This is a genomic window from Clostridium acetobutylicum ATCC 824, from assembly GCF_000008765.1.
Taxonomy (GTDB): Bacteria; Bacillota; Clostridia; order Clostridiales; family Clostridiaceae; genus Clostridium_S; species Clostridium_S acetobutylicum.
Genome location: NC_003030.1, coordinates 3259512 through 3282920 on the forward strand (window position 1 = coordinate 3259512; position 23409 = coordinate 3282920).

A 23409-nucleotide genomic window follows, 5' to 3' on the forward strand; every position below is an offset into this window, starting at 1 on the left:
ATATTATTCATTTAAAAATCCATGATAATGTCTCATAGTCAATTGTGACTGCATGATCCTTAGATTTTCTAGTGCAACTCCTACTACAATCAATAATCCAGTACTTGCAAAATGTATGCCTTGAAATGAACCGTTGGCTTCAACTATCATAGGTGCTATAGCTATAACGGAAGCAAATAATCCACCTAAAATTGACACTTTATCAAGCACTCTTTCTATAAATCTAGTTGTAGGTTCACCTGGTCTTATTCCTGGAATAAAACCTGAAGATTTATGGATGTTTTCAGACATTTCTTCTGGCTTAAATGTTATTTGAGTATAAAACCATGTAAAGAACAATATTAATACAAGGTACAATAACATATAAGGTATTGTATTTTGCTTAAATGGACTATACTCGCTTCCAGTTAAAAATTTAGTAATTTTTGCTGTAGGCCAAAATTGAGAAATTGTTGTAGGAAACATCATAACTGATATAGCAAATATTATAGCTATAATACATGATGCATTCATATTAATAGGAATATGAGAAGATTGCTTTCTTGCAACTTTTCCTCCAACTGCCTTTCCAGCATACTGTACGGGTATCCTTCTTTCTGCCAAGCTTGCTATAACAACTCCTACAAATAATACGCAAGCTATAACAGCAACTACAACAATTTCAACTATATTCACAGTATCAGCCGATTGTAACTTAACTATATTATAAATAGTAGATGGAAATCTAGATATAATATTTACAAATATTATAAGTGATGCACCATTTCCTATTCCTTTGTCAGTTATCTGATCGCCTAACCACATTAAGAATGTTGAAGCGGCTGTAAGTGTTAATATTATTAAGAACACACTTAACTTAGAATTAGTTTGCATTGCTCCAGCACTTCTTATTACTGCATAAAATGTAAGTGATTGAAGTGCAGCCAAAGGAACCGAAATATACCTTGTGATTTTCTGTATCTTCTTTCTTCCTTCTTCACCTTCCTTTGAAAGTTGTTCAAGTGAAGGTATAGCTACTGTCAATAACTGCATTATAATAGATGCATTAATATATGGAATAACACCCATTGCAAATATACTAAATTGACTAAAAGCTCCTCCTGTCATCATATTATAAAGTCCGAAAAGAGAGCCTGATTGGTTTGTTAAATTCAATATTTTTGATGTGTCTACTCCAGAAACGGGAATATAATTTCCCATTCTGAAAATTAGAACCATCGCAATTGTAAATAACATTCTTTTTCTTAATTCTGGAACTTTCCAAGCATTACGTAAGGTTGATAACATTTATATCACCTCAGCTTTTCCCCCAGCTGCCTCTATTTTTTCAGCTGCTGATTTGGAATATTTATTAACTTTAACTACTAATTTCTTTTTGAGTTCTCCGTTACCTAAAATCTTAACTCCATCGTTAACTTTTTTAATTATTCCTTTTTCTATCAGCGCATCAATTGTTACTTCTGTTCCATCTTCAAAAATATTTAATCTATCTACGTTTACTGCTGTAATTGTTTTAGCAAATATATTTGTAAATCCTCTTTTAGGTAATCTTCTATATAATGGCATCTGACCACCTTCAAATCCTGGTCTTACTCCGCCACCACTTCTTGCGTTTTGGCCTTTTTCTCCTTTTCCTGCGTTTCTTCCTAAGCCAGAACCAGTACCTCTTCCAACTCTTTTAGGAGCTTTTCTTGATCCTGCTGCAGGTTTCAATTCATGAAGTTTCATAATTTGCACCTCCTCGTTTATCTTTATTTTACCTCTAAAAGATAATCAACTTTTTTTATCATACCTCTAATTTGAGGAGTATCTTCATGCTCTACTGTACGACCTATTTTCTTAAGTCCAAGAGCATTAACTGTAGCTATATGATCTTTTTTTCTTCCAATTAAACTCTTTTTTAATGTTATTGAAATTTTAGCCATTTCTTACTCCTCCTATCCTAAAATTTCTTCAACAGTTTTTCCTCTTAAGGCTGCTATTTGTTCAACAGTCCTTAATCTTGATAAACCATTAATTGTTGCGTTAACCATATTTCTTGGGTTATTTGAACCTAATGATTTGGCTCTTACATCATTTAATCCAGCTAATTCAAGCACGGCTCTAACTGGACCACCAGCTATAACTCCTGTTCCTTCTGATGCAGGCATTATTAAAACTCTTCCTGTACCAAATTCTCCATATATTTCATGAGGAACTGTTGTTCCAACAATTGCAACTTCAACTAAGTTCTTTTTAGCATCTTCTATGCCTTTTCTTATAGCTTCTGGTATTTCAGCTGATTTTCCAGTACCAACGCCAACGTGGCCATTTTCATCTCCAACAACTACTAATGCAGTGAATCTGAAGTTTCTACCACCTTTAACAACCTTAGCTACTCTGTTTATGAATACAACCTTTTCTTTAAGATCTAATGTGCTAGGATCTATTCTCATTGATTTCCCTCCTTTTTTCAGATATTAGAACTCTAATCCTGCTTCTCTTGCTGCTTCAGCAAGTTCTTTGATTCTTCCGTGATATATGTATCCACCTCTATCAAAAACAACCTGCTTTATTCCTTTATCTAAAGCCTTTTTAGCAACGATTCCTCCTACAAGTTTAGCAGCTTCTTTATTACTTCCAGCCTTAGCTGAGAAATCTTTATCTAAAGTTGATGCTGAAACTAATGTAGTACCGTTCACATCATCAATAACCTGTGCATATATATTTTTTTCACTTCTATATACAGCAAGTCTTGGTCTTTCAGGAGTACCAGAAATTTTATTACGTACTCTCAAGTGACGTCTTTTTCTTGATTGAACCTTGTTTAACACTATCCTTTCACTCCCTTCTTACTACTTACCAGTTTTGCCTTCCTTACGTCTTATAACTTCATCGCTATATTTAATTCCTTTACCCTTATATGGTTCAGGTTTTCTAAATGTTCTTATATCAGCTGCTACGGATCCTACTAATTCTTTATTAATTCCTTTTACAACAACTGTATTTGCATCTGGAATTTCAAAAGTTACTCCTTCAATACTTGCAACTTCTATTGGATGTGAATATCCAAGATTTAATATTAAGCTTTTACCCTTAAGTTGTGCTTTATAACCAACACCAACTAATTGTAATGTTTTTGAAAAACCTTCTGTAACACCTATAACCATGTTATTTATTAACGCCCTTGTTAATCCATGAAGTGCTTTGTGATTTTTGCTATCACTAGGTCTTGTAACCACAACTTTATTATCTTCAACTGCAATTTTCATATCTTTATGCATAGCCTTTTCTAATTGACCCTTTGTGCCCTTTACAGTAACAACGTTGTCTGGTGTTACTGTAACTGTTACACCACTAGGTATCTCAACTGGCTGTTTACCTACTCTCGACATTTAAAAATACACCTCCTGTTTCCTTACTACCAAACGTAGCAAAGTACTTCGCCGCCTAATCCTAATTTCCTAGCTTCTTTATCAGTAACTATTCCTTTAGATGTGGATATAATTGCTATTCCAAGTCCGTTTAATACTTTAGGAATTTCTTCCTTTCTGCAATAAACTCTTAATCCTGGTTTTGATATTCTCTTTAAACCAGTAACTATTCTTTCTTTTCCTTTTCCATATTTCATGGATAATCTTAACATTGGTACAACTCCGTCATTGTACTCCTCTATATCTTTTAAGTAACCTTCCTGAAGCAATATGTTTGCCATTGCCTTCTTAATTTTTGAAGAAGGTAGCTCAACTACTCCATGTCTAACAACATTAGCATTTCTTATACGAGTTAGTAAATCTGCTATTGGATCTGTCATAACCATATTTTGTGCCTCCTTTCAATCAATAATTCAACTACCAGCTTGCTTTTCTGCATCCAGGTATTTCACCTTTATATGCAAGTTCTCTAAAACAAATACGGCAAATTCCATATTTTTTTAGCACACTATGTGGTCTTCCGCATATTTTGCATCTTGTATAAGCTCTTGTTGAATACTTAGGTTCTTTTTTCCACTTTTCTATCAAAGCTTTACGTGCCATATTTTTCCCTCCTTATTATTGAGCAAATGGCATACCAAGGAATCTTAACAATTCTCTTGCTTCTTCATCTGTCTTCGCGTTTGTAACAAAGATTACATCCATACCTCTAACTTTATCTATCTTATCATACTCTACTTCTGGGAATATTAATTGCTCTTTTATTCCTAATGCGTAGTTTCCTCTTCCATCAAAAGATTTACTTGATACTCCTCTGAAATCTCTAACTCTAGGTAAAGCTACATTCATTAATTTGTCTGCAAATTCAAACATTTTATTCTTTCTTAATGTAACCTTGCAACCTATAGGCATATTCTCTCTTATTTTAAAATTAGCTACTGATTTTTTTGCTCTTGTTAATATAGGCTTTTGACCTGAAATTAATTGCATATCAGCAACAGCTGATTCTAAAACTTTCTGATTTTCCTTAGCTTCTCCAACGCCCATGTTTATAACAATCTTTTCAAGCTTTGGAACTTCCATTATATTTTTATATTGAAATTTTTCCATTAAAGCTGGAATAACTTCTTTTTCGTATTTTTCTTTAAGTCTTGGAACCATTAAGTGTACCTCCTTTCAGAATTTAAAATGTTTCTCCACACTTTTTGCATACTCTAACTTTTGTTCCGTCATCAAGTACTTTTTTACTTATTCTTGTAGCAGTCTTGCACTTTGTGCAGTATAACATTACTTTTGCACTATTTATTGGAGCTTCTTTTTTAATTAAGCCGCCCTGCATATTCTCTTTGTTAGCTTTTTGATGTTTAACTACTACGTTAACATCTTTAATTAAAACAGTTCCCTTTTTAGGATTAACTGCTAATACTTCTCCAATTTTTCCTCTATCTTTACCAGATATAACAACAACCGAATCCTGTTTTCTCACATGAATTTTATTTGCCATTAAAGCCACCTCCCTATTATAGAACTTCAGGTGCTAATGATAATATTTTGTTAAAATCTTTATCTCTTAACTCCCTGGCAACCGGTCCAAAAATACGAGTTCCTCTTGGCTGTTTATCGTCTTTTATTAAAACTGCTGCATTCTCGTCAAATTTTATATATGAACCGTCAGCTCTTCTTAAACCCTTTGCGGATCTTACTACAACTGCCTTAACAACTTCACCCTTTTTAACAACACCACCTGGTGTTGCACTTTTAACGCTAGCAACTATTATATCACCAATGTTTCCCCATTTTCTCTTGGAACCACCTAATACTCTAACACACATTATTTCCTTAGCTCCAGAATTATCTGCAACCTTTAACATTGTTTGTGCTTGTATCATCTAAATATCCTCCTTTCTGGACAAATTATTTAGCCTTTTCAACTATTTCTACAAGTCTCCATCTTTTATCTTTAGACAATGGCCTTGTTTCCATTATTTGTACTCTATCATTAAGTTTAGCTTCATTTTTCTCATCATGAGCTTTAAATTTAGTTGTCTTATTTACAGTTTTTCCGTATAAAGGATGACGAACTTTTGTCTCTACTGCAACAACTATTGTTTTATCCATTTTATCGGATACAACTCTACCAATTCTTGTCTTTCTGTTTCCTCTTTCCAAAATATAAGCCTCCTTTCAACTATTAATCCTCACACGCCTTTAATTCTTCTTCTCTAAGGATGGTTTTAATTTGGGCTATTGATTTTTTAACTTCCTTTATTCTCATAGGATTTTCTAGCTGACCAGTAGCCAACTGAAATCTCAAAGTAAATAATTCTGTCTTTAAATCATTTAATTGTAAATTTAATTCTTCAGGTGCTTTTTCTCTTAGTTCTTTAGCCTTCATTTGCTTCACCACCCATTTCTTCAAAGTCCTTCCTAGTTACGAACTTAGTTTTTATAGGAAGTTTATGTGATGCAAGTCTAAATGCTTCTCTTGCTTGCTCTTCGGTAACATCAGACATTTCAAACAATACTCTTCCTGGTTTAACTACTGCTACCCAATATTCTGGAGAACCCTTACCAGATCCCATACGGGTTTCAGCTGGTTTTTGAGTTACTGGTTTATCAGGGAAAATCTTTATCCAAAGTTTTCCTCCCCTTTTAACGTATCTATTTATAGCTATTCTGGCAGCTTCTATTTGGTTACTTGTTATCCAAGCACACTCAGTAGCTTGAATTGCAAAATCACCATATGCGATAAAGTTACCTCTTGTAGCCTTACCTTTCATTCTACCACGCTGAACCTTACGATGTTTAACTCTTTTAGGCATTAACATAACGTATTCCTCCTCCCTTATGCGTTAGCTTCTTCCTTTTTTTCAATTTTTTTAGTGGGAAGAATTTCACCATTATAAACCCATACTTTTACTCCTATTTTTCCATAAGTAGTATCGGCTTCTGCAAATCCATAATCAATATCAGCTCTTAATGTTTGAAGTGGAATTGTACCTTCATGATACTGTTCAGTTCTTGCTATTTCAGCTCCAGCAAGTCTTCCAGCACAAGCAGTTTTGACTCCTTTAGCTCCTGTTCTCATAGCTCGCTGTATTGTTTGTTTCATAGCTCTTCTGAAAGATATTCTTCTTTCAAGTTGTTGTGCTATATTTTCAGCCATAAGCTGTGCATTTGCATCACTATTTTTAACTTCTACTATGTTGATAAGAACATTTTCTTTGTCAACAAAATTAACTAAATCTTTCTTTAAAGCTTCTATTCCTTGACCACCTTTACCTATAACCATTCCAGGTTTAGCAGTGTGTATATTAAGCTTAACTCTTTTTGCTGCTCTTTCTATTTCAATTCTAGAAACTCCAGCACTTGAAAGTTTATTTTTAACAAATTTTCTTATCTTGTTATCCTGTACTAGATATGACGAAAAGTTTTTACTATTTGCATACCATTTTGCGTTCCACTCTTTAATAACGCCGACTCTTAAACCGTGCGGATTAACTTTCTGACCCAATATATTTCCCTCCTTCTTAATCTCTTTCTTTTACAATCACTGTTATGTGACTTGATCTTTTCTTTATACTGAATGCTCTACCCTGTGCATGAGGTTGAAATCTTTTCAATGTAGGTCCCTGACCTGCATATGCTTCTGAAACATATAATCTGTTTCCATCTAAATTAAAATTATTTTCAGCATTTGCTACTGCAGATTTTAGCACTTTGTTTATAACAACTGCAGCATCTTTAGGTGTATATTGTAATATAGCAAAAGCTTCATTTACATTTTTTCCTCTTATTAAATCAAGAACGATTTTAACTTTCATTGGGGACATTCTAACGTATTTAGCTATAGCTTTAGCCTCCATAAAAACTGCCTCCTTTCACTTACTACTTAACTGATGTTGTCTTTTCTGTATTTCCGTGACCTCTGAATGTTCTTGTAAGAACAAATTCTCCTAGTTTGTGTCCTACCATATCTTCACTTATATAAACAGGAACATGTTTTCTTCCATCATGAACAGCTATAGTATGACCTATCATTTCTGGGAAAATAGTTGAACTTCTGGACCAAGTTTTTACAACTTTCTTATCTCCAGCCTTATTCATTTCAACTATTTTGTTGAGTAAAGATTCTTTTACAAAAGGTCCCTTTTTTATTGATCTACTCACTTTGTTGGCCTCCCTTCATAAACCTATATAAATAATAGTAGGAAGAGAACTTAATATTCTCTTCAAAACTACTTATCATTTCTTCTCTTAACAATAAGTTTGTCAGAATACTTCTTATTTTTTCTAGTCTTGTAACCCAATGCTGGTTTACCCCATGGTGTAACTGGACCTGGACGACCAACTGGTGATTTACCTTCTCCACCACCGTGTGGATGGTCATTAGGGTTCATGACAGAACCTCTTACTGTAGGTCTTATTCCCATATGTCTCTTTCTTCCAGCCTTACCGATGTTAACAATGTCATGTGTTAAATTTGATACAGTACCAATTGTAGCTCTGCATTCAATTCTAACATATCTCATTTCTCCACTTGGAAGTCTTAACTGTGCATAGTTTCCTTCTTTAGCCATAAGCTGTGCTGATGAACCAGCCGCTCTTACTAATTGTGCACCCTTTCCTGCTGCTAATTCTACATTATGAATTACTGTACCAACAGGTATATTTTTTATTGGAAGTGCATTACCAATTTTTATATCTGCATCTGGACCTGATACAACAGTATCCCCAACTGATAATTTAGTAGGAGCAATTATGTATCTCTTTTCTCCGTCAGCATATACTACTAAAGCTATATAAGCTGATCTATTTGGATCATACTCTATTGTAGTAACCTTAGCTGGAACTCCATCTTTATTTCTTTTGAAATCTATTAACCTGTACTTGTTTCTGTTTCCGCCACCTCTATGACGAACTGTTATCTTACCATTATTATTTCTTCCTGCTTTGTTATTTAAAGAAACTAACAGTGATTTTTCCGGTACATCAGTAGTTATTTCTTCAAATGTAGATACTGTCATCTGTCTTCTTGCAGGAGAAGTAGGCTTAAAGCCTCTAACTGCCATTTATATTCCTCCTTTTTTTCAGCTTTTCTGGCATTATACCAATAACTGCTTTTTTATTGCATTCCTTCAAAGAACTCGATTGCTTTGCTATCTTCAGTTAATTTAACTATAGCTTTTTTGTAATCCGCTCTTTTACCAACATGCACTCCAACTCTCTTTGTTTTTCCGAGTATGTTTGAAGTATTTACCTTCTCAACTTTCACTCCAAAAACTTCTTCGATTGCTTTTTTAATTTGTACTTTGTTTGCATGTGGATCTACTATAAAGGTGTATTTTTTATCTGCCATTTCAGCCATACTTTTTTCAGTTATAACAGGTTTTCTAATTATATCATGGCTATTTGTATACATTATGCATACACCTCCTCAATCTTTGATACAGCTTCCTTAGTTACTATGAACTTATCATATTTCAATATGTCATAGACATTTAAGTTATTAGCTGGTATTACTGCAGCACCTTGTATATTTCTAACTGATTTGTATACATTTTGATCAGATTCAGCAACAACTATAAGTGCTTTCTTTGCTTCAAATGCATTAAGCATTTTAACTATTTCTTTAGTTTTTGGTGCATCTATCTTTAATTCATCAAGTACGATCATTTCTTTATCATTAACCTTACTTGTAAGAGCTGATAGCATTGCAGTTCTTCTCATTGATTTTGGAATTGAGATTCTGTAATCTCTAGGCTTTGGTGCAAATACAACTCCACCATGAATCCATTGTGGTGCTCTTATTGAACCCTGTCTTGCTCTACCAGTTCCTTTTTGTCTCCAAGGTTTTATTCCACCTCCAGAAACTTCTGTTCTAGTTTTAGCACTTTGTGTTCCTTGTCTTTTATTTGCAAGCTGTGCAACTACTACTTGGTGAAGTGCACTTTCGCTAATTTTAGCTCCAAAAACTTTTTCAGACAATTCGATGTCTTCAACTTTCTTACCTTCTTTATTGAATACTTCTACTGTAGGCATTCTGCATCCTCCTTTCCTAAAAAACTAAGCTTTAACTGAATTTTTTATAACTACAAATGATTTGTTTGGTCCAGGAACTCCGCCCTTTATTAATATAAGGTTCTTTTCAGGAATAACCTTTGCAACTTCAACATTTAATACTGTTGTGTTTACATGGCCCATATGTCCTGGCATTTTTTTGCTTTTAAAAGTTCTTGATGGATCTGATGATCCTCCCATTGAACCAACTGCTCTATGGAATTTTGATCCGTGAGACATAGGTCCTCTATGTGCTCCCCATCTTCTTATTGTACCTTGGAATCCCTTACCTTTTGAAACTCCTGATACATCAACTTTTTCTCCTGCCGCAAATATATCAGCCTTTATTTCAGCACCAACTTCATAGCTGCTTGTATCTTCTAATCTGAATTCTTTTACAAATCTTTTTAGTTCAACATTTCCTTTTGCAAAGTGTCCTTTTAAAGGCTTATTAACAAGTTTTTCCCTTATAGTTCCGAATCCAACCTGTATAGCATCATATCCTTCTTTTTCTGAAGTTTTCTTCTGAATTACTACACATGGACCTGCTTCTATAACTGTTACAGGAACAACTTTTCCTTCTTCATTAAATATTTGTGTCATACCAAGTTTTTTTCCTAGTATACCTTTTTTCATCATCGCACCTCCTAAACGTATTAGCGGATTGCTTAGCAATCATAACCGTTTATAACTAAATATTAAAGTTTTATTTCAATATCAACGCCAGCTGGTAAATCTAATCTCATTAAAGCATCAACAGTTTTTGGTGATGGACTTATTATATCTATAAGTCTTTTATGAGTTCTGATTTCAAACTGCTCTCTAGAATCCTTATATTTATGTGGGGATCTAAGTATTGTTACAACATCCTTTTCTGTTGGTAGAGGTACTGGACCTGCTACTTTAGCTCCTGTTGTTTTTGCAGTTTCAACAATTTTTTCAGCTGATTGATCTAATATTGTATGATCAAAAGCTTTTAATCTTATTCTTATTTTTTGCTTTGCCAATTCATTTCCCTCCTTTTCATCGCACGTCTAAACTTAATACGTACAACAACGGGCATTCTGTAAACTGTACCTGGTGTTTCATATATGTACACACATGACATAAAATTACGGAATAACCGTCGCCCGGTTCAAGACCGTGACATACTCGGCAAGAATTCCCCGTAAGTCCGGCTACCTCTTGCTTCATCGCCATTTTCACATAACAACTCTTATATTATACACCTGATTTAATGTTTTTGCAATAACTTATTGTTAAATTAATATAAAAAATAGGAAGAGCGTCCTCTCCCTATTTTTACTGTCATTTATTACTCTATTATACTAGTAACAACTCCTGATCCAACTGTTCTTCCGCCTTCTCTGATAGCGAATCTTAAGTTGTCTCCCATTGCTACTTTTGTTATTAATTCAACTGTCATATCTATGTGGTCTCCTGGCATTACCATTTCTACTCCATCTGGTAACTGGATTGATCCTGTTACGTCTGTTGTTCTGAAATAGAATTGTGGTCTATATCCATTGAAGAATGGTGTATGTCTTCCGCCTTCTTCTTTCTTTAATACGTATACTTGACCTACGAATTTATTATGTGGAGTTATTGAACCTGGTTTTGCTAATACCTGACCTCTTTCGATGTCTTCTCTCTGTACTCCTCTTAATAATGCTCCGATGTTATCTCCTGCTAATGCACTATCAAGTATTTTTCTGAACATTTCTACGCCTGTTACTACTACTTTTGTTATTTCATCTTTCATTCCAACGATTTCTACTTCGTCTCCAACTTTTAATGTTCCAGTTTCAACTCTTCCTGTTGCAACTGTTCCTCTTCCTGTTATTGTGAAGACATCTTCGATTGGCATTAAGAATGCTTTATCTGTTGGTCTTTCTGGTGTTGGGATGTATGCATCTACTTCTGCCATTAAGTCTTTTATTGGTTTTATTGCTTCTGCATCATCTGGATTCTGTAATGCTTTTAACGCACTTCCTACTACGATTGGTGTATCATCGCCTGGGAATCCATATTCGTTTAATAACTCTCTTACTTCCATTTCTACTAAGTCGATTAATTCTGGATCATCTACTTGGTCTGCTTTATTTAAGAATACTACTATATATTCAACACCAACTCTTGATGCCAATAGTATGTGCTCTCTTGTTTGTGGCATTGGACCATCTGCTGCACTTACTACTAGGATTGCTCCATCCATTTGCGCTGCTCCTGTAATCATGTTCTTTACATAGTCAGCATGTCCTGGGCAGTCAACGTGAGCATAGTGTCTATTCTCTGTTTCATACTCAACGTGTGCTGTGTTGATTGTTATTCCTCTTTCTTTTTCCTCTGGTGCTTTATCAATCTCTTCGTAATTGAATGCTTTTGCTTTTCCTTCTTTTGCTAATATTGTTGTTATTGCTGCTGTTAATGTTGTTTTACCGTGATCTACGTGTCCTATTGTTCCTATGTTTACATGTGGTTTCGTTCTTTCAAATTTTTCCTTTGCCATTTTTATTTCCTCCTAACAATATATATATTCTATTTTTTTTCTCCAATTATTTTTTCTTGGATATTTTTAGGTACTTCTTCATTATGATCGAACTGCATAGTAAATACTCCTCTACCTTGAGTTCTTGATCTAAGTGAAGTTGCATAACCAAACATCTCTGAAAGTGGAACAAATGCTCTTATAACTTCTGCTCCTGCTCTCTGCTCCATTCCTTCAATTCTTCCTCTTCTTGAATTAACATCTCCCATTATATCTCCCATGTACTCTTCTGGAACTGTTACTTCAACTTTCATTATTGGCTCTAATATAACTGGATCAGCTTTAGTCATAGCATTTTTAAATGCCATAGAACCAGCTATTTTAAATGCCATTTCTGAGGAATCGACATCATGGTAAGAACCATCAACTAACCTAACTTTAAAATTAACTGTAGGATATCCTGCTATGATACCACTTAAAGATGCTTCTTGTATACCATTATCAATAGGCTGTATATATTCTTTTGGTACAGCTCCACCAACTATAGCATTTTCAAATTCGTATTCGCCTTCAGTTGGAGTCATTTCAATAACAGCGTGACCGTACTGTCCACGACCTCCTGACTGTCTTACGAACTTACCTTCTGCCTTAACCGGTTTTCTTATAGTTTCTTTATAAGCAACCTGAGGCTTACCAACATTACATTCAACTTTAAATTCTCTTTGAAGTCTGTCAACAATTATTTCAAGATGCAATTCTCCCATACCTGCTATAATTGTCTGACCAGTTTCTTGATTAGTATAAGTTTTAAATGTTGGATCTTCTTCTGCAAGTTTAGCAAGTGCTATACCCATTTTTTCCTGACTAGCTTTAGTTTTTGGCTCAATAGCAACCTCTATAACTGGATCAGGGAATTCCATTTTTTCAAGAATAATTGGATTGTCTTCGGAACTAAGAGTATCACCTGTAGTTGTTAATTTCAAACCAACTATAGCACCTAATTCTCCAGCTTCAAGTTCTTCAACTTCTTGTCTGTGGTTAGAGTGCATTTTTACAAGTCTTCCAATTCTCTCTTTCTTTCCTTTTGTTGAATTTAAAACGTAGCTTCCAGCTTTCATAACACCAGAGTAAACTCTAGTAAACGCAAGCTTACCAACAAATGGATCTGTTGCAATTTTGAATGCTAATGCAGCTAAAGGCTCACTATCATCAGCTTTTCTTTCATCATCATTTCCATCTTCATCTACTCCTTTAACTGGAGGTATATCTAATGGTGATGGTAAATATTCAACAACAGCATCAAGCATCTGCTGAACACCTTTATTCTTATATGAAGATCCGCATGTTACTGGAACTATTTCATTCGCAATAACACCTTTTCTTAATGCTGCGTTAATTTCTTCTACGGAGATTTCTTCTCCCTCTAAGTACTTATTCATTAATTCTTCGTCTAATTCAACAATAGCTTCAATCATTTCAGATCTATATTTTTCAGCTAATTCCTTCATATCTGCAGGAATTTCTTGTTCTTCCATAGTAGTTCCTAAATCATCTGTATATACTATTGCTTCATTTCTTATTAAATCAATTAGACCAAGGAAATTATCTTCTTTACCTATAGGTATTTGTATAGGTACTGCATTTGCACTAAGTCTATCTCTCATCATTTGAACTGATCTATAGAAGTCAGCACCTAAGATATCCATCTTATTTATATACGCCATTCTTGGAACGTTATATTTTTCCGCCTGTCTCCATACGGTTTCAGATTGTGGTTCAACACCACCCTTTGCATCAAATACAGCAACTGCTCCATCAAGAACTCTAAGAGATCTCTCAACCTCAACTGTGAAATCTACGTGTCCTGGTGTATCAATTATATTAATTTCATGATCCTTCCAATAACAAGTTGTTGCTGCAGAGGTTATTGTTATACCTCTTTCTTGTTCTTGAACCATCCAGTCCATTGTAGCTGCACCTTCATGAACTTCACCAATTTTATGAGTCTTTCCTGTATAAAATAATATACGCTCTGTAGTTGTGGTCTTTCCGGCATCAATGTGTGCCATTATTCCTATGTTACGAAATTTTTCCAAAGGATATTTTCTAGCCACTATTTTTTCCTCCTCTCATTAAACAAACTAAATCTGACAAAACTGCTTTGGTTAAGAAAACCAAAACAGTTTCATAAAGTATATAAAAACTTTATTAGTCACTATCATTAAAAATAATGATAATTATCAGTTAAAGTGTAATAAACTTCAACTTAAAAACATAAGTTTTTATTAGTATCTATAATGTGCAAATGCTTTATTAGCTTCTGCCATTTTATGAGTATCTTCTCTTTTCTTAACTGCAGCACCTGTGTTATTTGAAGCATCTAATAATTCTCCAGCTAACTTTAAGTGCATATATTTTTCGCCTCTTTTATCTGCTGCTGCAAGCATCCATCTTATTCCAAGAGTCTGTCTTCTTTCAGGTCTTACTTCTATTGGTACCTGATAAGTAGCTCCTCCGATTCTTCTTGCTTTTACCTCAAGCAAAGGCATTACATTATTCATTGCAGCTTCAAATACTTCCATAGGTTCTTTGCCAGTTTTTTCTTTTAAATACTCAAAAGCGTTGTAGCAAATTTTTTGTGCTACACCTTTTTTTCCATCTTCCATTATGTTGTTTATTAATTTTGTAACAACCTTACTGTTGTATAATGGATCTGGTAATACATCTCTTTTAGCTATATGTCCTTTTCTTGGCACTTTTCTTCCCTCCTTAACAATTTTAATTTAAGTTCATAGGTACTCGGTTATAAAACCGCAAAGTGCTTTGCTCCTGCAAATTTTATAGCTATTCTAATAAAGCATATAAACTCAATTTAGATGAATAAATAATACTCAATATATCTATATAAATGCCGAAGACATAGCACTACTAAATACGATAACTATTTTTGCTTTGGCTTTTTAGCACCGTATTTAGACCTAGCTTGTTTTCTATCAGCAACACCTGCTGCATCCAAAGTTCCTCTTACAATATGGTATCTAACACCTGGTAAATCCTTAACTCTTCCTCCTCTTATGAGGACAACACTATGTTCTTGAAGGTTATGACCTACTCCTGGGATATAAGCAGTTACTTCATATCCATTTGTTAATCTAACTCTGGCTATTTTTCTTAATGCTGAGTTAGGCTTTTTAGGAGTTGTTGTCTTTACGACTGTACATACTCCTCTCTTTTGAGGACACTCTTTTAATGCTGGTGCAGTTGACTTTGCTGCTAATGTCTTTCTGCCTTTTCTTACTAATTGACTTATTGTTGGCATGTTTTCACCTCCTGTTTATAATCATATCAATCTATTAAAAATTTTACTTAATAGCACATTAATTTACACAAATATGTAATTTCAGCACAACATTACTTCAAAACTACAGCAGTTGAAGCTTCAACATCAATATTACATAATTTGCCTAATTCCTTCATAGTATCTACATATACTATTTGTAGAGAATGTTCATTTGCCAATTTTTCAACAGTTTGAAACAACTCACTTTCTGCATCTTTAGCTATATAAACCATTTGAGCTTTTTTCTCATTTATAGCTTTAAGAGACTGTTTCATGCCTACTACTTTATTCTTCGGCAACCTGTTTACCATAAACTGATCCTCCTTAATATTTAATTGTAGAGGCAAAGTAATAGCTTACCTCTACAATATATTACAATATTAATTATTGTTCATTCTGAAAACTACACGCAGTTTCTATTTTAGCATCTATGAATTGCTATGTCAATAAAATGCTCTTTAACCTTCAATTTTATCTTCTGCTATAAAATTTTCATCATCAGCGTTTGTTTCAGTAACCAATGGATCTATTTCTATGTTCTTGTATCTATTCATTCCTGTTCCTGCTGGAATTAGCTTTCCTATAGTTACATTTTCCTTTAATCCAACAAGAGGATCTGATTTTCCTTTTATTGCTGCATCTGTTAAAACTCTTGTAGTTTCTTGGAATGATGCTGCTGATAAGAACGAATCAGTAGCTAGTGCTGCTTTTGTTATACCAAGCAATGATACTCTGGCTTGAGCAGGTCTTCCACCATTCTCTTCTACTTTTTTGTTTTCATCCCTAAAATCAAATATATCAATCATAGTTCCTGGAAGTAATTCAGTATCACCTGAGTCCTCTACTTTAACTTTTCTCGTCATCTGCCTAATTACAACTTCAAGATGCTTATCGTTTATATCAACACCCTGTAGTCTATACACCTTCTGAACCTCAGAAAGCAAGTAATTTTTAACAGCATTTACTCCCTTTATTCTGATAATATCATGAGGATTTACAGAACCCTCTGTGATTTCATCTCCAGCACCTATAGTCTCACCATTTTTAACTTTTAGACTAGAACCAAATGGTATATCATAACTTACTTCTTCTCCACTTTCAGTAGCTATAAATACTATTCTCTTTTTCTTAGTCTCTTCTATTCTTACTGTACCAGATACTTCACTTACAATTGCAAGTCCCTTAGGTTTTCTTGCCTCAAACAATTCCTCAACTCTTGGAAGACCTTGAGTTATATCTGATCCTGCAACTCCACCTGTATGGAATGTTCTCATTGTAAGCTGTGTACCAGGCTCTCCAATTGACTGTGCTGCTACTATACCAACCGCTTCTCCCATGCTTATCTTTTCAGCAGTTGCCATATCCATTCCATAACATTTTGCGCAAACTCCATATTTACAATTACATGTAAATACAGATCTTATTTTTACTTTCTTAACTCCAACTTTTTCTATTCTTATAGCCTTATCTTCATCTATATATTCATTTTGCTTTACAAGAACTTCTTTACTTGTAGGATCTATTATATCTTCTGATGTATATCTTCCTATTAATCTTTCAGATAAGCTTTCAATTACTTCGTTTCCTTCTTTTATTTCAGAAACTTCAAAACCCTCTGTTGCTCCACAATCTTCATTTCTTACTATAACGTCTTGGCTTACATCAACAAGTCTTCTTGTAAGGTATCCTGAATCGGCTGTTTTAAGAGCAGTATCCGCATTACCTTTTCTAGCTCCATGTGTTGAGATAAAGTACTCTAATACGTCGAGACCTTCTCTGAAGGAAGCTTTTATAGGAAGCTCTATTATCTTACCAGAAGGATTTGCCATAAGTCCTCTCATTCCAGCAAGCTGTTTAATCTGACTCTTTGAACCTCTGGCTCCAGAATCAGCCATCATGAAGATAGGATTAAATCTGTCAAGATTATCCATAAGGGCATCTGCAACTTTTTCAGTTGTTTTAGTCCATGTGGATATTACTCTTTCATATCTTTCATCATCGGATATGAATCCTCTTCTATACATCTTTTCTATTTTTTCAACTGCTGTTTCTGCCTCAGACATGAGCTCTCCTTTATTAGGTGGTACAGTCATATCAGAAGTTGAAACTGTTATAGCACTTATTGTTGAATAATGATATCCTTTTGCTTTTATCTTATCAAGCATAATACTAGTTTTAGTAGGTCCATGCTTTCTATAGCATTTATCTATTATTCCACCTAAATTCTTCTTACCAACAAGGAAGTTGATTTCAAGAAGTAATTCATTTCCGGCAATACTTCTATCTATAAATCCTAAATCTTGAGGTATAGATTCGTTGAAAATAAGTTTTCCAATGGTAGTTTCTATTATTCCACTTACCATTTTTCCATCTATTTCTTTTTCTAATCTTACTTTTATTTTAGCATGTATATCAATCTCTCCAAGTTGATATGCCATTAGTGCTTCATCAACATTAGTAAAGGCTTTTCCTTCACCCTTAACTCCATCCTTATCTATTGTAAGGTAGTATGATCCAAGTACCATATCCTGAGTAGGTACGCAAACTGGCTTACCATCTGAAGGCTTTAATATATTATGTGCTGCAAGCATAAGAAATCTTGACTCTGCTTGAGCTTCAACCGATAGCGGTACGTGAACAGCCATCTGGTCTCCATCAAAATCTGCGTTATATGCTGTACATGCAAGTGGATGAAGTTTTATTGCCCTTCCTTCTACTAATATAGGTTGGAATGCTTGAATTCCAAGTCTATGTAGTGTAGGGGCACGGTTTAACATTACTGGATGATCAGAAATAACTTCTTCAAGTACATCCCACACTTGATTCTGAACTCTTTCAACCATTCTCTTTGCACTCTTTATATTATGTGCAGCTCCTGTTTCAACAAGTTTTTTCATTACAAAAGGCTTAAATAATTCAAGTGCCATCTCTTTTGGAAGTCCACACTGATACATTTTTAAATCTGGTCCAACAACTATAACAGAACGTCCTGAATAGTCAACACGTTTTCCAAGTAAGTTTTGTCTAAACCTTCCTTGCTTACCCTTAAGCATGTCAGATAATGATTTTAATGGTCTATTTCCAGGTCCTGTTACAGGTCTTCCTCTTCTACCATTATCTATAAGAGCATCAACAGCTTCTTGAAGCATTCTTTTTTCATTTCTTACTATTATATCTGGTGCTCCAAGATCTAATAATTTTTTCAATCTATTATTTCTATTTATAACTCTTCTATATAAATCATTTAAATCAGAAGTAGCAAATCTTCCACCATCCAATTGAACCATAGGTCTTAAGTCAGGAGGTATTACAGGTATTACATCCATTATCATCCACTCTGGCTTATTAGTGGATTTTCTGAATGACTCAACTACTTCAAGTCTTCTTATAATTCTTACCTTTTTTTGTCCTGTACTTGTTTTCAAGTTTTCCTTAAGTTCTTCTGATAATTGATTCAAGTCTATTTCTTGAAGTAACTTCTTAATTGACTCTGCACCCATTCCAGCTTCAAATGATTCTTCGCCATACTTATCAGCTGCTTCTCTATACTCTTTCTCATTTAAAAGCTGCTTTTTAAGTAAAGGAGTTTCTTTAGGATCTAAAACAAGATAAGATGCAAAATACAATACTTTCTCCAAAGCTCTTGGAGACATATCAAGTATAAGTCCCATACGTGATGGTATACCTTTAAAGTACCATATATGAGATACTGGGGCTGCCAGTTCTATATGCCCCATTCTCTCACGTCTAACCTTTGATTTAGTTACTTCTACTCCACATCGATCGCAAACTATACCCTTATATCTAACTCTTTTATATTTTCCGCAGTGACATTCCCAATCCTTTATTGGTCCAAATATTCTTTCACAGAACAGACCGTCTTTTTCAGGTTTTAATGTCCTATAGTTTATAGTTTCTGGTTTTTTTACTTCCCCTCTGGACCACTCTCTTATCTTTTCAGGTGAAGCCAATCCTATTTGCAATGCATCAAATTTATTTAATTCCAAGGGTACGTCCTCCCTTCATAATTAATGTTCATCATTGAAATCTTCAAGCCCTAATCCATTTTTCAGATCATCTATATCTAAATCTTCATAATCGATATCTACATCTTCATTTTCATAGCCAGCATCTACATTTTCTCCGCTGACATTTTCTTGAACATCTTGTGGCCTTATTGGTTCCACTTTAGAATCTTCATTACCCTCTATATTAACATCCAAATCTTCAGTTTCATCTTCTATTGATTCTTTTAATTCTATTTCATTGTTATTATCAGATAACACTTTAACATCAAGGCATAATGCTTGTAGCTCTTTAATAAGAACCTTAAATGCTTCCGGTATTCCTGGTTCAGGTATATTTTCACCTTTAACTATAGCCTCATATGTTTTAACTCTTCCAACAACATCATCAGATTTTACTGTAAGTATTTCTTGGAGTGTATGTGCAGCACCATAAGCTTCAAGTGCCCAAACTTCCATTTCTCCAAATCTCTGACCACCAAATTGAGCTTTACCACCCAATGGCTGTTGTGTTACTAACGAGTACGGACCAGTTGATCTAGCATGAATCTTATCATCAACTAGATGGGCAAGTTTAAGTATATACATATACCCTACTGTAACTCTATTATCAAAAGCCTCTCCGGTTCTACCATCATATAGTACAGTCTTACCGTCTTCAGCATATCCTGCTCTCTTAAGGCATTCAACTATCTCTGGCTCCAATGCTCCATCAAATACTGGTGTAGCAATATGCCATCCTAGATTAGCAGCAGCCCAGCCAAGATGAACTTCCAAAACCTGACCTATATTCATACGAGAAGGAACTCCAAGTGGGTTAAGACATATTTGAAGAGGTCTTCCGTCTGGTAAGAAAGGCATATCTTCTTCAGGTAATACTCTTGAAATAACACCCTTATTACCATGTCTTCCTGACATTTTATCTCCGACAGATATTTTTCTTTTCTGCGCAATATAACATCTTACAAGCTCATTTACACCAGGAGGTAATTCATCACCATTTTCCCTTGTGAATATTTTTACATCAACTATTATTCCAGCTTCTCCATGTGGAACTCTAAGAGATGTATCTCTTACTTCCCTTGCTTTTTCACCAAATATTGCTCTTAAAAGTCTTTCTTCTGCTGTAAGTTCAGTTTCACCCTTTGGTGTAACCTTTCCAACAAGTATGTCACCTGATCTAACTTCAGCACCTATTCTTATTATTCCTCTTTCGTCAATATCCTTAAGAGCATCCTCACCAACGTTTGGTATATCTCTAGTTATTTCCTCAGGTCCTAGCTTTGTATCTCTAGCTTCTGCTTCATACTCTTCTATATGGATAGAAGTAAACACATCATCACGAACAAGCTGCTCTGATATAAGCATAGCATCCTCGTAGTTGTATCCTTCCCATGTTATGAATCCCATTCTTATGTTTCTACCAAGTGCAATCTCTCCTAAATCAGTTGACTGTCCATCTGCTAAAACAGTTCCCTTCTCAACCTTTTCATTCTTTTCTACAATAGGTCTTTGATTTATGCACGTACCTTGGTTTGATCTTTTAAACTTAAGAAGTCTGTATGTGTCAACTCCGCCATCACTATCACGTCTTACTCTTACTTCATTTGCACTTACATACTCAACAACTCCGGCATTTCTAGCCTTAGGTAGAATTCCTGAATCTACCGCTGCTTTATGCTCTATACCAGTACCAACTACAGGCGCTTGAGGTTTCAAAAGTGGAACAGCCTGACGTTGCATGTTTGATCCCATAAGGGCACGGCTGGCATCGTCATTTTCAAGGAAAGGAATCATAGCAGTTGCGACAGATACCATCTGCCTTGCTGAAACATCCATTAAATCAACTTCATTTGCAGGAACAACTAAAACTTCATCTGGAGCTCTTACAGTTATCTTTTTATCTATAAAATATCCATTTTCATCTAAAGCTTCATTAGCTCTTGCTATTAAACAACGATCTTCTTCATCCGCTGTAATATAATGAATTTCATCAGTTACTCTTCCTTGCTCCTTATCTACAGTTCTATAAGGAGTTTCTACAAAGCCATACTCATTTACCTTTGCATATGTTGCAAGTGAGTTTATAAGTCCTATATTAGGTCCTTCTGGTGTCTCTATAGGGCACATTCTTCCATAATGAGAGTGATGAACGTCTCTTACTTCAAATCCTGCTCTTTCTCTCGAAAGTCCTCCAGGTCCTAACGCAGACAATCTTCTCTTATGTGTAAGCTCTGATAGAGGATTAATCTGATCCATGAACTGAGAAAGCTGTGAACTTCCAAAGAACTCTTTAATTGATGCAGCCACTGGTCTTATGTTTATAAGAGCTTGTGGAGTTATAACTTCTTGATCTTGAATAGTCATTCTCTCTTTAACTACTCTTTCCATTCTTGAAAGACCAATTCTAAATTGATTTTGAAGCAATTCACCAACAGATCTAACTCTTCTATTTCCAAGATGATCTATATCATCTACATTACCAATTCCGTAAGCTAATCCTAACTCATAGCTTACTGTTGCAAACATATCATCTTTGATAATATGTTTTGGAACTAACTTATGAACATTCTTCTTAAGCTGTTCTTTTATCGCTTCTTCATCTGTATAGTTCTCCAAAATTTCTTTGAGAACAGGATAATATACTAGCTCTCTAATATTTAAATCGCTTATGTCAAACTTTATGTAACTTTTTATATCAACAAAATTATTACCAATAACTCTTATTATATTGTCGTCAACTGAAATATCAACTGAATTTATACCTGAATTTTGAATTTCTAACGCTTTTTCTTTACTTATTCTTTGACCTTTTTCTACAATAATTTCACCTGTTTCAGGGTTCACAATATCCTTGGCAGCTGTTTTATTAGCTATTCTTATGCTAACTGCTAATTTCTTATTGAATTTGTATCTTCCAACCCTAGATAAGTCATATCTTTTAGGATCAAAAAACAAAGAATTTATAAGAGAAAATGCACTATCAACGGTTGGTGGTTCACCAGGTCTAAGTCTCTTATATATTTCAAGAAGAGCCTCTTCTCTAGTTTTAGTGTTGTCTTTCTCTATAGTAGCCTTAAGTCTTTCTTCTTCTCCAAAATAATTAACTATTTCGGCATCAGAACCAAATCCCATTGCCCTTACAAGTATAGTAATTGGCAACTTCCTTGTCTTATCTATTCTAACATGGATAACGCTGTTTGAATCAGTTTCATACTCTAACCACGCCCCCCTGTTAGGGATTACTGTTGCTGAAAATAATTTCTTACCATTTTTGTCTACTATATAATCGTAGTAAGCTCCTGGTGATCTAACAAGCTGACTTACAATAACTCTTTCTGCACCATTTATTATAAATGTTCCCTGCTCTGTCATTAAAGGAAAATCACCCATAAATACTTCTTGTTCTTTTACTTCACCAGTTTCTTTATTAAGTAATCTTACTTTAACCTTAAGTGGTGCCGCATAAGTGGTGTCTCTTTCTTTACATTCCTCAACGGAATATTTGATATTATCCATATCGAGCTTGTAACCAATAAATTCTAGTATGAGATTTCCTGTATAATCTTGAATTGGATTAATGTCATCAAATATCTCTTGAAGCCCATTGTCTAAAAACCACTGATATGAATCCAACTGTACCTCAATAAGATTAGGCATTACCCCAATTTCATCGAGTTTAGAAAAACTCATTCTAGTTCTTTTACCAACTTGGACAGGATGTATCATTAGCCTTCACCCCTTGTATAAACTAAAATAACCAAAAATGCACTACAATAAAGTACACTTTTGGATTGCGTACATTAAACAACTATTTCTTTATTATAACCATTTAATTAATAAAAATACAATTAATATTATTATATAATTAAACATTCCATTGCATTTCGTTATTTTACCATAAATAATTTGAATTGTCAACACCCTTTTCAAGCCATTTTTATATGTTTTAATTTATTTACAGTAAAACATCTCTATATAGTTTTTTTAGATATCGCAGAAACTATAATTTATATAAAAACTTTATATTTCAACTATTTTTATCATAATAATATAAAAATAGATTTTATATTAAGATTCTAC

The 23409-nt window shown here is 34.3% G+C and carries 29 protein-coding genes; all 29 read right to left on the bottom strand.

What is annotated here, in order from left to right; genetic code table 11:
- Positions 1-3: 3 nt before the first annotated feature.
- The 29 genes from secY to rpoB all read right to left on the bottom strand — a co-directional run bounded on the left by secY (position 4) and on the right by rpoB (position 23055).
- Positions 4-1287: a preprotein translocase subunit SecY gene (gene secY / locus CA_RS15990; protein ID WP_010966392.1), complete on the bottom strand. Its 1284-nt coding sequence runs from the start codon at positions 1285-1287 to the stop codon at positions 4-6.
- Positions 1288-1728 (bottom strand): 50S ribosomal protein L15, encoded by a 441-nt coding sequence (rplO, locus tag CA_RS15995; RefSeq protein ID WP_010966393.1) that lies wholly within the window; start codon positions 1726-1728, stop codon positions 1288-1290.
- A gap of 23 nt (positions 1729-1751) precedes the next feature.
- Positions 1752-1925 (bottom strand): 50S ribosomal protein L30, encoded by a 174-nt coding sequence (gene rpmD / locus CA_RS16000; RefSeq protein WP_010966394.1) that lies wholly within the window; start codon positions 1923-1925, stop codon positions 1752-1754.
- A 12-nt stretch (positions 1926-1937) separates the two neighbouring features.
- On the bottom strand, positions 1938-2435 hold the full coding sequence (gene rpsE / locus CA_RS16005; RefSeq protein ID WP_010966395.1) for a 30S ribosomal protein S5: 498 nt from the start codon (positions 2433-2435) through the stop codon (positions 1938-1940).
- Positions 2436-2459: 24 nt separating this feature from the next.
- Entirely contained in the window at positions 2460-2813 is a 354-nt protein-coding gene (gene rplR / locus CA_RS16010; protein ID WP_010966396.1) for a 50S ribosomal protein L18, read from the bottom strand.
- A 21-nt stretch (positions 2814-2834) separates the two neighbouring features.
- A complete protein-coding gene (gene rplF, locus CA_RS16015; protein ID WP_010966397.1) occupies positions 2835-3374 on the bottom strand; it encodes a 50S ribosomal protein L6 in 540 nt (179 codons plus the stop codon).
- A gap of 26 nt (positions 3375-3400) precedes the next feature.
- Complete coding sequence (gene rpsH / locus CA_RS16020; RefSeq protein ID WP_010966398.1) at positions 3401-3799, bottom strand: 30S ribosomal protein S8; 399 nt, start codon at positions 3797-3799, stop codon at positions 3401-3403.
- A 31-nt stretch (positions 3800-3830) separates the two neighbouring features.
- Positions 3831-4016: a type Z 30S ribosomal protein S14 gene (locus CA_RS16025; protein WP_010966399.1), complete on the bottom strand. Its 186-nt coding sequence runs from the start codon at positions 4014-4016 to the stop codon at positions 3831-3833.
- A 15-nt stretch (positions 4017-4031) separates the two neighbouring features.
- Entirely contained in the window at positions 4032-4574 is a 543-nt protein-coding gene (gene rplE / locus CA_RS16030) for a 50S ribosomal protein L5 (protein ID WP_010966400.1), read from the bottom strand.
- 22 nt (positions 4575-4596) lie between these two features.
- Positions 4597-4917, bottom strand: a complete 321-nt coding sequence (rplX, locus tag CA_RS16035; protein WP_010966401.1) for a 50S ribosomal protein L24 — start codon at positions 4915-4917, stop codon at positions 4597-4599.
- 16 nt (positions 4918-4933) lie between these two features.
- On the bottom strand, positions 4934-5302 hold the full coding sequence (gene rplN / locus CA_RS16040) for a 50S ribosomal protein L14 (protein ID WP_010966402.1): 369 nt from the start codon (positions 5300-5302) through the stop codon (positions 4934-4936).
- Between the two features lie 25 nt (positions 5303-5327).
- Entirely contained in the window at positions 5328-5582 is a 255-nt protein-coding gene (gene rpsQ, locus CA_RS16045) for a 30S ribosomal protein S17 (protein ID WP_010966403.1), read from the bottom strand.
- Positions 5583-5604: 22 nt separating this feature from the next.
- Positions 5605-5808, bottom strand: coding sequence for a 50S ribosomal protein L29 (rpmC, locus tag CA_RS16050; RefSeq protein ID WP_010966404.1), 204 nt, complete (start codon positions 5806-5808; stop codon positions 5605-5607).
- Positions 5798-6241 (bottom strand): 50S ribosomal protein L16, encoded by a 444-nt coding sequence (gene rplP / locus CA_RS16055; protein WP_010966405.1) that lies wholly within the window; start codon positions 6239-6241, stop codon positions 5798-5800. The genes rpmC and rplP overlap by 11 nt, the downstream gene beginning before the upstream one ends.
- A gap of 17 nt (positions 6242-6258) precedes the next feature.
- The gene (gene rpsC / locus CA_RS16060) at positions 6259-6927 is read right to left on the bottom strand and encodes a 30S ribosomal protein S3 (protein WP_010966406.1); all 669 of its coding nucleotides are present in this window, start codon (positions 6925-6927) and stop codon (positions 6259-6261) included.
- Between the two features lie 16 nt (positions 6928-6943).
- Entirely contained in the window at positions 6944-7279 is a 336-nt protein-coding gene (rplV, locus tag CA_RS16065) for a 50S ribosomal protein L22 (protein ID WP_010966407.1), read from the bottom strand.
- 22 nt (positions 7280-7301) lie between these two features.
- Positions 7302-7583, bottom strand: a complete 282-nt coding sequence (rpsS, locus tag CA_RS16070) for a 30S ribosomal protein S19 (protein WP_010966408.1) — start codon at positions 7581-7583, stop codon at positions 7302-7304.
- Between the two features lie 68 nt (positions 7584-7651).
- The gene (gene rplB / locus CA_RS16075; protein ID WP_010966409.1) at positions 7652-8485 is read right to left on the bottom strand and encodes a 50S ribosomal protein L2; all 834 of its coding nucleotides are present in this window, start codon (positions 8483-8485) and stop codon (positions 7652-7654) included.
- A gap of 53 nt (positions 8486-8538) precedes the next feature.
- Entirely contained in the window at positions 8539-8835 is a 297-nt protein-coding gene (gene rplW / locus CA_RS16080) for a 50S ribosomal protein L23 (protein ID WP_010966410.1), read from the bottom strand.
- On the bottom strand, positions 8835-9455 hold the full coding sequence (gene rplD, locus CA_RS16085) for a 50S ribosomal protein L4 (RefSeq protein WP_010966411.1): 621 nt from the start codon (positions 9453-9455) through the stop codon (positions 8835-8837). The genes rplW and rplD overlap by 1 nt, the downstream gene beginning before the upstream one ends.
- Before the next feature lie 24 nt (positions 9456-9479).
- Positions 9480-10109, bottom strand: coding sequence for a 50S ribosomal protein L3 (gene rplC / locus CA_RS16090; RefSeq protein ID WP_010966412.1), 630 nt, complete (start codon positions 10107-10109; stop codon positions 9480-9482).
- Positions 10110-10171: 62 nt separating this feature from the next.
- A complete protein-coding gene (rpsJ, locus tag CA_RS16095) occupies positions 10172-10480 on the bottom strand; it encodes a 30S ribosomal protein S10 (protein ID WP_010966413.1) in 309 nt (102 codons plus the stop codon).
- A gap of 308 nt (positions 10481-10788) precedes the next feature.
- Positions 10789-11982, bottom strand: a complete 1194-nt coding sequence (gene tuf, locus CA_RS16105; protein ID WP_010966415.1) for an elongation factor Tu — start codon at positions 11980-11982, stop codon at positions 10789-10791.
- Positions 11983-12011: 29 nt separating this feature from the next.
- Positions 12012-14075 carry an elongation factor G gene (fusA, locus tag CA_RS16110; protein WP_010966416.1) on the bottom strand — a complete coding sequence of 688 codons (2064 nt, stop codon included), beginning with the start codon at positions 14073-14075 and terminating at the stop codon, positions 12012-12014.
- Positions 14076-14246: 171 nt separating this feature from the next.
- Positions 14247-14717, bottom strand: coding sequence for a 30S ribosomal protein S7 (gene rpsG, locus CA_RS16115; RefSeq protein WP_010966417.1), 471 nt, complete (start codon positions 14715-14717; stop codon positions 14247-14249).
- 185 nt (positions 14718-14902) lie between these two features.
- A complete protein-coding gene (rpsL, locus tag CA_RS16120) occupies positions 14903-15280 on the bottom strand; it encodes a 30S ribosomal protein S12 (protein ID WP_010966418.1) in 378 nt (125 codons plus the stop codon).
- Positions 15281-15372: 92 nt separating this feature from the next.
- Positions 15373-15612: a ribosomal L7Ae/L30e/S12e/Gadd45 family protein gene (locus tag CA_RS16125; protein WP_010966419.1), complete on the bottom strand. Its 240-nt coding sequence runs from the start codon at positions 15610-15612 to the stop codon at positions 15373-15375.
- Between the two features lie 147 nt (positions 15613-15759).
- On the bottom strand, positions 15760-19308 hold the full coding sequence (rpoC, locus tag CA_RS16130) for a DNA-directed RNA polymerase subunit beta' (protein ID WP_010966420.1): 3549 nt from the start codon (positions 19306-19308) through the stop codon (positions 15760-15762).
- 21 nt (positions 19309-19329) lie between these two features.
- On the bottom strand, positions 19330-23055 hold the full coding sequence (gene rpoB, locus CA_RS16135; protein ID WP_010966421.1) for a DNA-directed RNA polymerase subunit beta: 3726 nt from the start codon (positions 23053-23055) through the stop codon (positions 19330-19332).
- Between the last annotated feature and the right edge of the window lie 354 nt (positions 23056-23409).